General features: G+C 38.6%; 15 protein-coding genes. 10 read left to right on the top strand and 5 right to left on the bottom strand.

Annotated features, from left to right (window positions below; translation table 11 throughout):
• The 5 genes from ACY10D_RS05745 to ACY10D_RS05725 all read left to right on the top strand — a co-directional run.
• On the top strand, positions 1 to 184 hold a 184-nt coding region (locus ACY10D_RS05745; protein ID WP_486999813.1), incomplete at its 5' end, for a hypothetical protein.
• 49 nt (positions 185 to 233) lie between these two features.
• A complete protein-coding gene (locus ACY10D_RS05740; protein WP_486999812.1) occupies positions 234 to 2552 on the top strand; it encodes a glycosyl hydrolase family 18 protein in 2319 nt (772 codons plus the stop codon).
• Between the two features lie 40 nt (positions 2553 to 2592).
• The gene (locus ACY10D_RS05735) at positions 2593 to 3195 is read left to right on the top strand and encodes a hypothetical protein (protein WP_486999811.1); all 603 of its coding nucleotides are present in this window, start codon (positions 2593 to 2595) and stop codon (positions 3193 to 3195) included.
• 192 nt (positions 3196 to 3387) lie between these two features.
• Positions 3388 to 3858: a hypothetical protein gene (locus ACY10D_RS05730; RefSeq protein ID WP_486999810.1), complete on the top strand. Its 471-nt coding sequence runs from the start codon at positions 3388 to 3390 to the stop codon at positions 3856 to 3858.
• A gap of 30 nt (positions 3859 to 3888) precedes the next feature.
• On the top strand, positions 3889 to 4359 hold the full coding sequence (locus ACY10D_RS05725; protein ID WP_486999809.1) for a hypothetical protein: 471 nt from the start codon (positions 3889 to 3891) through the stop codon (positions 4357 to 4359).
• Here ACY10D_RS05725 and ACY10D_RS05720 read toward each other — a convergent pair whose 3' ends face one another.
• From ACY10D_RS05720 to ACY10D_RS05700, 5 genes are all read right to left on the bottom strand, one after another.
• The gene (locus ACY10D_RS05720) at positions 4360 to 5307 is read right to left on the bottom strand and encodes a hypothetical protein (RefSeq protein ID WP_486999808.1); all 948 of its coding nucleotides are present in this window, start codon (positions 5305 to 5307) and stop codon (positions 4360 to 4362) included.
• Between the two features lie 9 nt (positions 5308 to 5316).
• A complete protein-coding gene (locus ACY10D_RS05715; protein ID WP_486999807.1) occupies positions 5317 to 5997 on the bottom strand; it encodes a response regulator transcription factor in 681 nt (226 codons plus the stop codon).
• Positions 5998 to 6055: 58 nt separating this feature from the next.
• Positions 6056 to 7048: a sensor histidine kinase gene (locus tag ACY10D_RS05710; RefSeq protein WP_486999806.1), complete on the bottom strand. Its 993-nt coding sequence runs from the start codon at positions 7046 to 7048 to the stop codon at positions 6056 to 6058.
• A gap of 91 nt (positions 7049 to 7139) precedes the next feature.
• Positions 7140 to 7475 (bottom strand): type II toxin-antitoxin system PemK/MazF family toxin, encoded by a 336-nt coding sequence (locus tag ACY10D_RS05705; protein ID WP_486999805.1) that lies wholly within the window; start codon positions 7473 to 7475, stop codon positions 7140 to 7142.
• Positions 7472 to 7726 carry an AbrB/MazE/SpoVT family DNA-binding domain-containing protein gene (locus tag ACY10D_RS05700; RefSeq protein ID WP_486999804.1) on the bottom strand — a complete coding sequence of 85 codons (255 nt, stop codon included), beginning with the start codon at positions 7724 to 7726 and terminating at the stop codon, positions 7472 to 7474. The genes ACY10D_RS05705 and ACY10D_RS05700 overlap by 4 nt, the downstream gene beginning before the upstream one ends.
• A 201-nt stretch (positions 7727 to 7927) precedes the next feature.
• On the opposite strand from ACY10D_RS05700, the gene acnA reads away from it, so the two are divergent.
• The 5 genes from acnA (at position 7928) to secF (ending at position 15440) form a co-directional block, all read left to right on the top strand.
• Complete coding sequence (acnA, locus tag ACY10D_RS05695; protein WP_486999803.1) at positions 7928 to 10618, top strand: aconitate hydratase AcnA; 2691 nt, start codon at positions 7928 to 7930, stop codon at positions 10616 to 10618.
• A 400-nt stretch (positions 10619 to 11018) separates the two neighbouring features.
• On the top strand, positions 11019 to 11549 hold the full coding sequence (locus tag ACY10D_RS05690; RefSeq protein WP_486999802.1) for a transposase: 531 nt from the start codon (positions 11019 to 11021) through the stop codon (positions 11547 to 11549).
• A gap of 544 nt (positions 11550 to 12093) precedes the next feature.
• Positions 12094 to 12450 (top strand): preprotein translocase subunit YajC, encoded by a 357-nt coding sequence (gene yajC, locus ACY10D_RS05685; RefSeq protein ID WP_486999801.1) that lies wholly within the window; start codon positions 12094 to 12096, stop codon positions 12448 to 12450.
• Positions 12451 to 12530: 80 nt separating this feature from the next.
• A complete protein-coding gene (gene secD, locus ACY10D_RS05680) occupies positions 12531 to 14477 on the top strand; it encodes a protein translocase subunit SecD (protein ID WP_486999800.1) in 1947 nt (648 codons plus the stop codon).
• Positions 14478 to 14486: 9 nt separating this feature from the next.
• Positions 14487 to 15440, top strand: a complete 954-nt coding sequence (gene secF / locus ACY10D_RS05675) for a protein translocase subunit SecF (RefSeq protein WP_486999799.1) — start codon at positions 14487 to 14489, stop codon at positions 15438 to 15440.
• Positions 15441 to 15508: the final 68 nt, after the last annotated feature.

The raw sequence follows: 15508 nt of genomic DNA, 5'->3' as shown, positions 1-15508 counted from the left end.
AATGAATAGAAAAGATCCCTATAAACCTATGCTTTGCAAGAGGGGTGCCGAGCTTGCGAGGCGGGGTGTTGAAATAGCAAAAGTGCGTAACTCCAGTAAATTAAGTCAATTCATCGGTATGTTTTGCCACGATTTACTTATTTTTTACATTTTCCAACCATTTTTCATTCATACCGATTCTTAGAATATCCCGTAGCAATTTCTATCCCTACAACAATCCAAAAGGAGCAATAATGAAACTTAGTAAAAAACTCATCGCATCGGCGATTTTAACTTCATTGTCAACAATTACTATGGCTAACTGTGTGCTAGATTCCTTTAGTTCTGGCTGGACAGGAAGTGTCACATTTCACTGTGATGAACCAACAGATTTATACGATAACCCAGTCAGCTTTGATGTTGATCATGCTGTTAAGGTCAGCTCTATTTGGGGAATCGATGGTAAAACTCAATTGACGCAAGATGACAATACTGTGTCTGTGAGTGTGAAAAAATGGTGGCCAGATGAGCCATATACATTACCTGCAAACCAGTCGGTGACAATGCAGTTTTCGCCATCAAGTAATGAGTTTAATATAAGCAATTTTCATGTTGGTCCTGTGACGCCAGTATCTCAGGCACACATTTCAGTTGAGTTGCCAGAAAAACCAGACTTTATCCAAGACGGTCATTTAGCTGATGTTATTATTTATAAAGATGGAAATAAACTCACAGAGATTAATAGTCAGCCATGGAATACTAAGCTTGATGTCAAAGTGCCATTAAATAGCGATCAAGCTACAGCGAAAATAACCATTAGCGTACCGTCTTTAGATGAAGCGACAGGATCAGCGGATCCAGCAAGCTTTGTAGTTGGCAACGGACAAACACAATCAGTTCAAATCAAGTATAAACAGCTGCCTGTGGAAACTGGAACATTAAAAATCACATCAACTGTACAAGGATCAACGCCTGAAATACATCCACATTATGTCATTACAACCATGGATAATGTCGTTGTTAAGGAAGGGGATTTAGACTGGAAGGCAAACTTCATTGATGGGCTTAGATCATCTGCAGAAGGTGTGCATTATAAATTTAATGTTGCTTCATTTATCGAGGGTGATTACGAGTATATGCCAGAAGGCAAAGAGCAGTTGACTCGCAATATTACGATCAAAACAGATAAAACGACACCTGCTAAGATCACTTATCAGTTGGCGAAAATCTTACCAGAGAAAGTTAGTATTACAGTATCTGGACTGCCAAAGGGCGCTAAAGCTGCGCTTAATTTGAAGGATGAAAAAGGTGCGTCAATTGCACCAATTACATTGGATCACAATGGCAGCTACCCTGTGCAAAATATTCCGCGCAACAACCTTAATTGGCATGCTGATGCAACGAATATTATCACAGAAAAAAATCGATATTTATCAAGCGTTTCACCAAGTAACTTTATAGCAAATAAAGATGGCATTAACTTAGATGTTAGTTATAAGAAAGAAAGTTCACACTATATGGTTGGTTATTTAAATCAGTATTATGGTCCTTGGAATCAAAAAGTAACGATCTCAGATGCAGCACAGGCTGGGTATAACGTTATCGTTATTGCTTTTGCTAGTGGGTTATCTGATGCCACACCTGTAACTACAGGTGCAAGACCAAATATTCAGTTTTATGGAGATATGTTTTTAGCTTATACCTCTTATAACACGTTTGATCAAACGAGTTTGCAGAAAATGCTGGATGATATTCAATTAGCAAAAGACAAATATGGATTAAAGAAAATACTGGTTTCTGTTGGTGGAGAAACGGGTGGCATAAGCCTTGATAATAAAAATCTTGACAACATGGCCGAAAATATCAGGTATTTCTTAAACTACTATCATCTAGATGGTATTGACTTTGATTTGGAGGGGGCGGTAAACCCTACGTTGCTTAAAGAACTTATTGCTAAGATAAAGCAGAAGCCATTAGCAAGTGGACAAATGGCAACAGTAACTGCAGCGCCTCAGCTGAATCAAACGAATAAAGAAGATAAGTATAGTGTATCTCTAGTCACAACAGCTATGAACCAAGACTATAAGGAAGCGGTAGAATCAGGGGTGTTTGATATGTTGTTTCTACAAGATTATAACACTGGCAAAGAAAGTAATCGTATAGAGTATAAGAGTGATTATTGCAACGGTGAAGATGATGATGGGCGCTTATATTGCTCAGAAGAAATGCCAGGCTATATTGATGCCAGCTTTTATTATTTAACACAGCAAACAACATCAAAGCAGCAGCTACTTAATATTCCTGCGCAGACTTTGCTTGTTATGGGTGAACCAGCATTACAAGCTGCGGGAGGGCTGGCTACTGTATTTAGTCAGTGGCAGCCTGCTTCTGGTCAAACTGTTTATAGTGAAATGGCAGATATTTATGGATCGCTTTCAAGTCAACCGCAATATGGAGGAGCAATGGTTTGGTCAATTAATCATGATTTTAATAATGATTGTCAATTTGCTAAATCTATAGCGCCTTCAGTTACCGGTGTTAATCCAAGTTACTGTCAAGCTAGTGGTGTTTAAGTGGGTAATGTTAGTCATGATAAAAAGCGTATTATGCCTCTTGTCTATAGCTAATCCGATGTTGTTGATGGCACAAACCTTGGCAGTGTTTCAATGTCCCACAGAGGCGCAGGTTGCGAGCTATCTTCAGGATGATAGAGCGCCACTGGCAAGTCATGCCCGAGTTATTGCAAAAGATAGGTTCAAAAATATTGAGATACTTTGGGTTAAACAATATGAATGTCAATGCAGTCGCATGTATCAACAACAGCAGAACCTGACCGGTTTAGTGCGCTTTAACTATGCTGAGCTTAGCTCTGGTTGGATGGGTGCGCGCATGTACAATAAACATTATCCAGAGCGCCCATCAGATAGCGGCTTATCTTGTCATTATCAAGTCTCAGGAAGTGATTTGGTGATGATTATTAATCAAATAGGATTCCCAGAAGAGAATTTTCATGACAACTTTAAGTCGTTAAATGATTTGGATTTCAGCTACTTTATGCCGGATTCAACCTATACTCAGCATTCTTTCTGGCAAAAAAATAGTTATCAACAGAAGTATTTATGTGACCGCCAAGGCTTTCAACAGCAAGGATGTATGTTGACGCTTAAAACAACCGCAAATCATGATGATTGGTTACTTCAGGTGTCAAATATGTAATCTGAGTATCATTTGTTTTAGATGCTAAATTTACATCTTGTTTACGTTTTGACGACAGTAGCTTTACAAAGACTTTTTTACAATACACTTCATGACAGCACAGGCAGTCATATTAAAACAAACGCTGATATTGTGAGTTCACAGCATAAAAAATAACTTTCATATTTAACCAAACAAAAAGAGGAACAAGATATGAAAACTTTAAATAAATTAGTAGTAACAACGACATTACTTGCTTCTGGACTGTGTGCATTAGCTCACGCCGGTACAATAGATTCTAGTAAAGCAATAGGTGGTTTCAGTATTAGTTTTGAAGGCGCTGGTGTGGCACCTAAAGATCTGCCCCAGCTTGTTATTTTGCCAACGGATCAGCCGGCGCCAGCAACAGATTATTGGACATTAGTCAAGAAAGATGCCTATCACGGCTCCATTACAGGTAACACAAAAAGTGCCTCGAAAATGAAGTTCTCTACATATGCGCACGATTATCAAGGTGATAATGTTTATATCGGTTTTCCAGACGGGCATGGTGGATACAGAATATGTCAGAATAGCAGCTATCAAAATGCACCCATTCAATTGAAAAAGTCGGGTAATGTTAAAGTCATCGTAACTAATACACAGGCGGCTTACCCTACCTACGTTTGTAATGTGCAAATATAAATGTTACTTAGGTTAAAGGAGTAGGGCACTATGCGATTATTTAGTCTTATATTAATATGCTTATGTCAGGGTGCGTGGGCGACGGATAACTTTCCATTCCCATCAAGTAAGTATGATATTAACATCACTGTAGTGACAGATGCGCAACAGCCATCAGAAAGTCTACCTAATATTGCAGTGTTTCCAAATCAAATTATCAAGCCTGATAGTGATAGTTGGACAGCTATGCGTAAAGATAGTTTTAGTGCTATTGTTGATAAGAATGCTAAAAGCTTTACTAGACAGATGCCTTTTGGGCAATATGCACATGATTATGAAGGAGATTATGTGTATGTTGGAGTGAGTAATGGCTATGGCTATTATCTTTGTCAAGGTATCAACTCATCTGCTCCATTAGCTTTGCAATTGCAGAATAAAAAGCATTATGTCGTTAAGCTGACAAATGTAAGTAAACGTCAGCCTTATGATAACTATTATAAGTGCTCTGTTGTTAGTGAATAGTTAGGTGAGAAGTGCCAAAAGCACATTAGCAAGTAATGTATTATAGATAACAACCAGATAAAAAACAAAGCTCGCAAAGATCAGGATATCACGCTTGCCAATATGTTTGGATAAGTCAATTGTCAGCATCAAGTAAGTTACAACGGATGCGATAAAGAAGTATTCATAGTAAGCACTGATTAGTAGTGTTATAAGCAGTACCAAATGGGGCTTAATCGAAAGTTTGCGATAAACCACAAAATACATAATTATGCAGCCAATTAGATAACTTATGGCTTGTACCCATTCTGGTGGTGATAAGGTTGTGACACATACTGAAAGCAAGGTAATAATGATTAAAACTGCTGTATAGCTTAGAAAAGTGACTGATGCCTTACGATCGGCTAAAAGCAAATAAGCCATCACAGTAATTGGTCGAGGCTTCTTATGCCGCCACTTGCTAGAAAGTAGGTTGACTATTAGAACAAGAACTAAGGCAGGAGCGGCTATATATAAGATAAAAACATGCATATCGATGTATAAAAATAAGAGATCACAGACAACGAAATAAACAACAAAAAATAGTGCGTAAGCTGTGCGCTGAAGTGTATTAATCATCGCAAGTGGCAAAGCAAAAACCAATCCGCCATTAAAAAGCATGGCAAGATATAAAACACTATGATGTGGGTAGTAATCATAAACAACAGCGTAAAATAGCATTGAAATAAGACCTGCAAAAAGCATAATGTTTTGCATCATTTGGGTGTTTTGGCGCATAAACCCATAAATGCTAGGCAGAAGAATAACCCAAGGTAGTGCAAATAAAATGCCTTCAGTACGATTAAAAAAATCATCTAGTTGTAAGGTGATCGCATATTTATCATCAATAAGACTCAGGTTGATAAAATAAACGGCAATTAAAAGTAGGTAGATTAAGAAATAACGGTGAAAAAGTTGTCTATCCTTCATCATAATACCCTAGTGATTTAGCGCGAAACCAATTGAATGGACGGTTTCAATCATCTCTTTACCAAGAATTTTTCTTAGTTGTGAGATATGCACGTCAATACGTCGATCAAAACTATCAAAAGGTTCATCATAACATTTTTTATGAATAAGCTTTTTCTCAACAACACCATCGTGTTGCAAGAGCATTAATAGTATTTGCGTTTTGACCTTTTTAATATAAACCTTTTCACCACTTTTATGTTCGAGTAAATATTGCTGAGGGTAAAAACACCAATCTTCTAAATCATATACACTTGATGCTTCGGGTACTTGATCTACCTTGCGCATCTGATTGTAACGGTGAATATTTGCACTAATGCGCGCTTCAAGTTCCTCTAGTGAAAAGGGCTTTGTGACATAATCATCCGCGCCAATGTTTAATGAATAAGACTTTTGCGTAGTATCGCTAATCGCTGAAATCATAATAATTGGCATATCATAGATTTGGCGTATTTTTTGACAAAGTTGAATGCCATTGTCGCTACCCAGATTAATATCAAGTAACAGACAGTCAAAGGGTGTTTCCTCAACGGCAGTTAATGCGTCCATGGCGGTTGATTTTATGGTGACTTCATAATTCATCCGCTCAAGATAGCGCGCAATCATTTGTGCCAGCGAATCATCGTCTTCAACAATTAAAATACGTTCCATTTGTGATTAATCCATGTTATTGCAATGTTCTAAGTTATAGTGGAGTTTGGGAGATATTTCAAATGGGTTTAAGCTCAAAATAAAAGCTTTTGCCATGATGAGTTTGTGTGAATTGAAGCTCACTTTGATGCTCAGTCAGTATTTTTGCTACTGAATAGAGTCCGATACCATGACCATTTTTTGAATGATGCCAAAAAAGCTGCTTCATCGCATTTAAATCTAAATTTTGCTGTATGATGCCGTCATCTGCTATGGTAATACGAACTTGTTGTTCTGTGATCTCAACCGATAAGTGGATATTGGTATTAGCATACTCAATGGCATTGTTTAGCAGATTATAGAGCACACGTTTTAGTTTAAAAGGTTTGATCATGACATAGATTCTTTGATCAATCTTAAGTGCTAAGTTTAGAGTAAGTTCTTTGTTATCTTGTATAAGGATGCGCCTATAATCTATAAATAATTGTTCGATAAAACCTCTTATTTCAATTGGCTCTTTTTGTTCAGTGAGTAATTGGTTTTCTTTAAGCTTTGCTAAGGAATGTCCTGTGATCACTTTTATCTCGTTGATATCTTCTTTGACAGCGTTATAAGCAGCGTTGTAATCAAGCTCAAGTTTAAATGATAGTCGTGTGTAAGGTGTTCGTAAGTCATGCAGCATCGTTAACATATCGCTTTTTTGACGCCTTAATACATCCTTAACCAATTGATTTAACTTAAGGTGTTGTTTGAAAAAATACCCTTGTTTGAGCGTCGTCTCATAATCACTATAACCCAAAATCACCTTACGTGTTTCACGGATAAATCGCGTAATTTTGAAGTAAATATAGTAAGCAATCACAAAGATAAGAAATAAGCTTAAAATTGCCAAGGTAATACTTGCGTAGATGTAATAGTACTCGACAAGATCAAGTGCAGCTGTTTTGTCTTTTTGCTCTGCTAGGTGCTGGCTAAGGCGAAACAACATGATAATTGTAATGCATGATACAAGGTATTCAGGCTTTAGTGCTTTCTTAAGTAGTTTATGGTATTGTTTATTGGTTATTTGCATGATATTTTCCACCTAAGCCAATCGCTACGATATTTGATATAGACTCAAATATAGCTGAATTTATGTATTTGTGGGGCATCTGATGGATGTGTTATGACAAAATGACTTTTGATATTTTTAAAACTTGTTCAAGGTAAGCTTTGGGGCATGATTCTATCTTCTCTGCATTTCGTGAGTTGAAGTCCATGGATCGTATTTGAAAGGTTATTACACTACCTTTGGTTTTGCACTTATTAGGGAGTATAACTTCAAATTTATTTTCACGTTGAGTACTTGTTACTGGGGCAACAAAGGCAAACCCAGTATGTTCATTGAAAACGGCTTTTGTAAGCACTAGAGCTGGTCTACGCCTTATTATTTCGCGCCCAGCGCTTGGATCAAAGTCAAGCCAGATAATGTCGCCTTGATTTGGAATATATTTTTTCAAATCTCTTTTCCTTTAGGTTTGTCGTGCATCCACTCGCTATCTTCATCTAAAAGTTTAAAACTTGATTTTGGACTATCAGCAAGCATTTGTTCTAAGCTTAATTCTTCTATTCTTGGCGTTAAAATTATTTTACTATCTTCAATATGAATATCTAACTTATCTCCGGTATGAAGGTTGAGCATTTGAAGTATCTTTTTGGGAATGCTTACGATATTAGCCCCGCCTGATTGTCTGAGTGATAGTGATGACATTTATATGCTCCTGGTTTTTGCGTTATATAAAAGTATAACATGAGAAGATGAAAAATGTAGTCATTAATCTTCTTTATTAAGTATGGATGATTATTGTCATGGGGCTTGCATCACGCTGTACAAAAGCAGTTAATTGGGCTAATATGAGCGCCGAAATAAGCCTCAATAGACAGAAAAAACAGTAAAGAAGGAGCTATCCTCATGACGGATTTAAAACGTTCAACAAAGGTTTTGATTGACGATAAAGGTCAACAGTATACCGCCTATAGCTTGCAAAAGTTAGCAGCTGAAACCGGCAAAGATATTACGCGTTTGCCGTATTCTATTCGTGTATTGGTTGAGAACCAATTGCGTAATATTGATGACTACAAAGTCAAAGTGTCTGATGTTGAAAATGTGCTTAACTGGGATGCTAAAGCTCAGGTGCGCCCTGAGATTCCACATATGCCAGCGCGTGTGGTAATGCAAGATTTCACAGGAGTCCCCGCGGTTGTTGATTTGGCTGCTATGCGCCAAGCGATTAAAGATGCCGGAGGCGATCCACAAAAAATTAATCCATTGGTTGATACAGCAATGGTTATTGATCATTCGGTACAAGTAGATTATTACGGTACGAAAGATGCACTTGAGAAAAATGTAGCTAAAGAATTTGAGCGCAATGGCGAGCGTTATTCACTATTGAAATGGGGGCAAAAAGCATTTGATGATTTCGTTGTTGTACCTCCTGGCATGGGTATTATTCATCAGGTGAACTTAGAGTATTTAGCAAAAGGCATTTTGGTTAAAGATCAAAATGGCGAGAAAGTCGCCTATCCTGATACACTTGTCGGTACAGATTCACACACAACCATGATTAATGGCGTTGGTGTAATGGGCTGGGGTGTAGGCGGTATTGAAGCTGAAGCGGTTATGCTCGGTCAGCCATATTATATGGTGTTGCCTGATGTTGTTGGTGTGAAGCTAACAGGTGAACTACGTGAGGGCGTTACAGCCACTGATTTGGTATTAACAATTACTGAACTGCTTCGTAAGCATGGGGTGGTTGGTAAGTTTGTTGAATACTTTGGAGAAGGTTTAAATCACTTATCCCTTCCTGATCGTGCAACTATTGCCAACATGGCGCCAGAGTATGGTGCGACAATGGGCTTCTTCCCAGTAGATGATGTAACTTTAGCTTTCTTTAAAAACAGTAATCGTGATGAGTATGTTGATCTGGCGAAGAAAGTTTATGAGGAGCAATATTTATTCCGTCATAACCCAGCAGAAGAGCCAGAGTACACAGCGGTAATTGAGCTTGATATGTCAACAGTGGATTCGACATTAGCAGGTCCTAAACGTCCACAAGATCGTGTGCCTATGCATGACTTAAAAGCAAGCTTTAAAAAATGTTTAACACATGAAGCAGGTTTGCATGGCTTTGGGTTGACAGAAGAGCAAACTAAAACTGCGGTTAAAATCGAAGGTATGGACTGTGAATTAAAGCATGGAGATGTTGCGATCGCTGCAATTACTTCATGTACAAATACATCTAACCCATCTGTTTTATTAGGCGCAGGATTATTAGCGAAAAAGGCAGTTGAAAAAGGTTTAACCGTTAAGCCTTATGTTAAAACATCATTAGCCCCTGGCTCGCAAGTTGTGACGCAATACCTTGAGAAATCAGGTTTATTAAAGTATTTAGAGCAACTGAAGTTTGATGTTGTTGGATATGGTTGTACAACGTGTATTGGTAATTCAGGTCCATTGGATCAGCCAATTATTGATGCGATCAACAAAGGTGATTTAGTGGTTGCATCAGTGGGCTCAGGAAATCGCAACTTTGAAGGGCGTATTAACCCTGATGTGAAAGCAAATTACCTAGCATCTCCTATCCATGTCGTGGCGTATGCGATTGCCGGAACGGTTGATTTTGACCCAGAGAATGATCTTATTGGTAAAGACCAGCATGGGCAAGATGTTTATTTGAAAGACATATGGCCAAGTTGTCACGATATTGCTGAATTACAATCTCGAGTGATTAATGCAGAGATGTTTGAGAAGTCCTATGCAACTGTTTTAGATGGCACAAAAGATTGGCAGAAACTATCGGCACCTACGGGTGAGCTGTATAAGTTTGATGAGAAATCAACGTATATTCAATGTCCTAATTTCTTTGAGAACTTTGCAGATTCAGGTAAGGAGTCGCTAGATATCGTTGGTGCGCGCACATTATTGATGCTAGGTGACTCGGTAACAACAGATCATATCTCTCCTGCGGGCTCTATTCCAGAGGAGTATCCGGCAGGACAATATTTGAAAGCACATGGCGTTGAGAAAAAAGACTTTAACTCATATGGTTCACGTCGTGGTAATCATGAAGTGATGATGCGTGGTACCTTTGCGAATATTCGTATTCGCAATTTATTAGCCCCTGGCACGGAAGGGGGTGTCACCAAATATCATCCAGATGGTTCAATTGAATATGTGTTTGATGCGGCGATGAAATATAAGGCATCAAATACGCCATTAGTTGTATTGGCAGGCAAAGAATATGGTACAGGTTCATCACGTGACTGGGCGGCTAAAGGGACTTTCCTATTAGGTGTTAAAGCGGTGATTGCTGAAAGTTATGAGCGTATTCACCGCTCGAACTTGGTTGGTATGGGTGTGTTACCTTTGCAGTATGTTAATGGTCAGAATGCTAAATCTCTTGGTTTAGATGGTACAGAAACCTTTAATATTAAAGGCTTGGATAATGTGAAGCCGCGTGAGAATGTCATCGTTGAAGCAGTGCACACCAATGGTCACAAAACCATCTTTGAAGCGTTGGCACGTCTAGATGCTGATGTTGATGTTGATTATTTGAAAAATGGTGGCATTTTGCAGACCGTTTTGAAAAATATGATGTCATGATTTATATATAAAAAGGGCGATTCGTTAGAGGGAAATTCATAAGAGGATAATTTGTTTTGGGCGATTCGTATTGGACAATTCGTGAATTGTCCCTACATGTCCATATGCGAATTGTTCGTATATCTTGTTATTGCAATCATTTGATATCAATTACCTTCACACGAATTGATTCCATATAAGAATCGTTCATATATACGTTATCGCAAACATTTGACATGAAACCCGTAGGGGCGATTCATGAATCGCCCAGTATGAATTGCCCAACATGAATTACCCCTGTATGAATTACCTCTACAAAAACCATTGAATCTGTAATTATCACTTGCATGCATTATTTGAGATGTGAGCTACAATTATCTTAATGTTACATCTCCTTTAAATATCTAAGTTGGAAACAGCTATGAGCAGCAGAAAGCAAAATCGCCATTCAATTCGTTTAAGTGAGTATGATTATTCTCAGGCTGGGATGTATTTTGTCACGATTTGCACGCAGGATAAAGCATGTTTGTTTGGGCATGTGATCAATGGTGAAATGGTATTGAATGAAATGGGTAATATTGTCCAAGATGAATGGTTAAGAATTGAAGCTATATGGTCAAATGTAAAGTGTGGAGCATTTGTTGTTATGCCAAACCATTTCCATGGGATTGTGGTTATCACCAAAACCGTAGGGGTAATTCATGAATCACCCCCACAGATGACCGTGAAGCAACGACGTAATATGCTATTGCCTAAAATCATTGGACGATTCAAAATGCAGACATCAAAGCAAATCAATCTTATTCGGTATATGGCAGGGCAAAAATTGTGGCAACGCAATTATTATGAACATGTTATTCGTGATGAGGATGATTATCTGCGAATATATGAATACATAAACAATAACCCATTACGGTGGGAGTTGGATTCTTTGCATCCTCGAAACCTTTAGGGAGATGCGTGAGGGAGGCAATTTGTGAGAGGGCGATTCGTGCTGGACAATTCGTGAATTGTCCCTACATGTCGATATGCGAATTGTTCGTGTATTTGTTATCGCAAACATTTGATATAAAACCGATATGGGCAATGCATGAATCGCCAATACATGGGGTGGCCTGTATGTGTTATTGTAACCCTTCAATACGATAATCGTAGGGGTAATTCACGAATTACCCAACACAAATTACCCAAAACGAATTACCCAAAACGAATTACCCAAAACGAGTTACCCAAAACGAGTTACCCAACACAAATTACCCAACACAAATTACCCAACATGAATTACCCAACACAAATTACCCAACATGAATTACCCAACATGAATTACCCAAAACGAATTCCCCTCCATACAAATATCGTTCATATAGGGATTTGCAGCAGACAACAGTTGTCAAAATACCACCTGTCATGTACATTATCCCAGATTTTTAAATAGTATACCGTTTGATAATTATTTTACGCGCGGTGTGATAATATACCTCAACAGGAGATAAGTAATGAATAAGTTATTAGTAGCACTATCATCGCTATTGTTGTTAAGCTCAAATGCTTTTGCTGAAGGTGCAGCAGCTGGTGGCTCAGCAATGAGCTCAATTTTAATGTTGGTGGCGTATTTTGCCATTTTTTATTTCTTACTTATTCGTCCGCAAATGAAGCGTAATAAAGAACAACGCAAGATGATCTCAGAGCTGACTAAAGGTGATGAAGTCATGACAAATGGTGGCATTATCGGCAAGATCGCTAAGATTGGTGAGAACTATACTGAAATTGAAATTGCTGAAAACGTTATTATTAAAGTACAAAAAAGTGCGGTTTCTGGTGTCTTACCAAAAGGTGCTGTTAAAACCAATTAATTTTGACTACATTGCTATATGCCCATTGTAAATGATATTGCAATGAGTATATGACCAACTCAAACTAAGGTATTAGGATTATGCTTCATCCCAGACAAAAAGCTGCGGTTAACAAGTATCCTTTGTGGAAATATATTACTATTCTAGTAATTGCGATTTTGTCGATTATCTATGCGTTGCCCAATTTATTTGGTGAAACGCCGTCATTACAAATCTCTCCCAAAGATGGTACGGTGAACTCAGCCCTTGTAACGCAAATTAAAGACACATTAAATGAGCAAAAGATCGCGTATAAATCATTGCATCAAGAATCAAATACAGTGATTCAAGTAAGATTTTCGGACGCACAGGATCAAATTGCAGCACGTACGGCTTTGCAAAAAACCATTGGCAGTGACTATATTATCGCGCTCAATATGGCAGGAAACACGCCTAATTGGTTATTAGCACTAGGTGCTGAGCCAATGAATCTAGGTTTGGATTTGCGAGGTGGGATGTATTTGGTGCTTGAAGCTGATACTCAGTCTGCGATTAATGCACGCTTGGATAATACCTTAGAAAGTTTAGCAGAAGGCATTAAAAAATTAGGTGTGACACCTGAGTCACAACTAAAAGCATCGCAAAAAACTGAAATCACAAAAGCATTGCCAGTGCCTGCGACTTATAGCAGTATTGGCTATGTTGCGTTAACCTTTGCCAATAAGGCGGATTTAGACAAAGCAATTGCTTTTATTAAAACAGACTATAGTAAGACGCAAAATAATCAGTTAGTTTATAGTGCGTTGAAAGACAAAACATTGTTGGTGACTTTCAATGCGCAATTATTAACACAAACCAAGCAAGAAGCGATCTCGCAAGTGGTGACAGTAATGCGTAATCGTATTAACGCATTAGGTGTTGCCGAAGCTTCTGTTGCTGCCTCTGGTGATTCACGTGTGATTATTGAGTTGCCTGGTTTGCAAGATGCCGCGCGTGCCAAACAAATTTTAGGTGGTACATCAACCGCAAGCTTTTATATCGTAACACCTGTCACCGATCGTTTGAAAGTTGAAGAGCAGGGTATTAAAGTCTACCCATTAACTACAAATGGTCAGACATATTACTATCAACTAAATGGTAATTCAGTTGTCAGTGGTAGTGCGATTGTCAATGCCTCTCCTGGCGTGGATCATCAAAGTGGTCAACCAATCGTTGCCGTACAGTTAAGCTCAGATGCAGCAGGTCATTTCAGAGAAGTCACAGGCAAGCATGTCGGTGATCTGATGGGAGTGATGCTTGTTAACACGACCTATAAAAAAGAAATAGTTGACGGTAAAGAAGTCAATAAGATTGAAAAGACTGAAAAGCTTGTTAATGCCGCAACGATTCAAACCGTATTAGGGGCTAATTTCCAAATCACGGGTCTTGATCAACGTGAAGCCAATAACTTGGCATTAATGATTCGTTCAGGTGCATTACAAGTGCCTGTACATATTGCCCAAGAGCAACAAATTGGTCCAACGCTTGGTAAGCAAAATATCGAGCAAGGCATGTTATCTATTGTTGTCGCATTGATCCTTGTTGTGTTATTTATGGCAATTTACTATCATCTGTTTGGTATGATCGCCAACGTTGCACTCATCCTAAACTTAGTATTAATTGTTGCAATCATGTCAATTATTCCAGGCGCTACACTGACATTGCCAGGTATTGCAGGTATTGTTTTGAACTTGGGGATGTCAATTGATGGCAATGTATTGGTGTTTGAGCGGATACGTGAAGAGCTGAGAAATGGTATGCCGGTGCAAAGTGCGATCTCGGCAGGCTATGAGCGTGCCTTTGGTACGATTGTTGACTCAAACGTCACAACTTTAATTGTGGCAATTATCCTCTTTGCGATTGGTACGGGTGCCGTTAAGGGCTTTGCGGTGACATTGATTATCGGTATTCTGACATCGATGTTTACGGCGGTAACTGTCTCGCGGGCGATGACGAACCTTGTGTATGGTTCACGTCGCAATCTTAAAAAATTATCAATCGGAATATAGGGGTGTCGCATGGAGTTTTTTAAACGTAAAACCAATATCGACTTTATGGGAATCCGTAAATGGACTGCGATTGTTTCAATCCTATTGATTGGTTTATCTATTGTATTTTTAGTTACTCGCGGCTTAAATATGGGCTTGGATTTCACCGGTGGTTATCAGATCCAAGTTAATTATGATAAAGCGCCATCAACCCAAGAAGTGGCAAAAGTATTGGCAGATGATGGCTTCCCTACTGCGCAAGTAACGACTTTTGGTTCAAGTGATAGCTTGATGATTAAGCTGCCGATTCAAAAAAATGAAAACAATCAGGCAGTGATTAATCAAGATGGTCAATCAGCGCAGCAATTACTTAAAGTGAAAATTGAGAAAAGCTTAGGTTCTCAAGCACAAGTCACTAGCTTAAACTACATTGGACCACAAGTGGGTAAAGAGCTTGCAACCAATGGTTTATTAGCATTATTAGTAGCGATGATCTGTATCGTTGGTTATATCGCTTTTCGTTTTGAGATGAAGTTTGCAATAAGTGCAGGTATCGCGCTTATTCATGACCCGATTATTATTCTAGGTGTTTTTGCGGCATTCCAGTTAGAGTTCACTTTAACAACATTAGCTGCAGTATTAGCGGTAATTGGTTATTCATTAAATGATACGGTGGTTATTTATGACCGGGTGCGTGAAAACTTCCGTAAGATGCGTAAGGCCTCAGTTATTGAGGTGGTTAACCGTTCAGTTAATGATACCTTATCGCGTACGATTATGACCTCAGGGTTAACTTTATTGGTCGTAGTTGTGCTGTATTTCTTTGGTGGTCCGTCATTGCATGAGTTCTCATTAGCCCTTATCTTAGGTGTGATCGTTGGTACCTATTCATCGATTTATGTCGCTGGTGTATTAGCGGTGTTGTTTGGCTTAAAGCGCGAATCGCTATTGCCGCCACAACGCTTGGATGATGATCGTCCTTAGTTTTAGTTAAGGTGGTACTCTGGAATTGTTTTTTTAAAATTTACTTAAATTCAAGTAATAAGTGCATA

This window comes from Cysteiniphilum sp. (assembly GCF_057495195.1).
The sequence above is the reverse complement of the archived record's forward strand: the minus strand, read 5'-3'. Positions and strand labels throughout refer to the sequence as shown.

Bases quoted from the DNA above. Each gene is read 5' to 3' on its own strand.
- ACY10D_RS05740 (WP_486999812.1), top strand. From the start codon at position 234: ATGAAACTTAGTAAAAAACTCATCGCATCGGCGATTTTAACTTCATTG.
- ACY10D_RS05730 (WP_486999810.1), top strand. From the start codon at position 3,388: ATGAAAACTTTAAATAAATTAGTAGTAACAACGACATTACTTGCTTCT.
- ACY10D_RS05725 (WP_486999809.1), top strand. From the start codon at position 3,889: ATGCGATTATTTAGTCTTATATTAATATGCTTATGTCAGGGTGCGTGG.
- ACY10D_RS05720 (WP_486999808.1), bottom strand. From the start codon at position 5,307: ATGAAGGATAGACAACTTTTTCACCGTTATTTCTTAATCTACCTACTT.
- ACY10D_RS05715 (WP_486999807.1), bottom strand. From the start codon at position 5,997: ATGGAACGTATTTTAATTGTTGAAGACGATGATTCGCTGGCACAAATG.
- ACY10D_RS05710 (WP_486999806.1), bottom strand. From the start codon at position 7,048: ATGCAAATAACCAATAAACAATACCATAAACTACTTAAGAAAGCACTA.
- ACY10D_RS05700 (WP_486999804.1), bottom strand. From the start codon at position 7,726: ATGTCATCACTATCACTCAGACAATCAGGCGGGGCTAATATCGTAAGC.
- acnA (WP_486999803.1), top strand. From the start codon at position 7,928: ATGACGGATTTAAAACGTTCAACAAAGGTTTTGATTGACGATAAAGGT.
- ACY10D_RS05690 (WP_486999802.1), top strand. From the start codon at position 11,019: ATGAGCAGCAGAAAGCAAAATCGCCATTCAATTCGTTTAAGTGAGTAT.
- yajC (WP_486999801.1), top strand. From the start codon at position 12,094: ATGAATAAGTTATTAGTAGCACTATCATCGCTATTGTTGTTAAGCTCA.
- secD (WP_486999800.1), top strand. From the start codon at position 12,531: ATGCTTCATCCCAGACAAAAAGCTGCGGTTAACAAGTATCCTTTGTGG.
- secF (WP_486999799.1), top strand. From the start codon at position 14,487: ATGGAGTTTTTTAAACGTAAAACCAATATCGACTTTATGGGAATCCGT.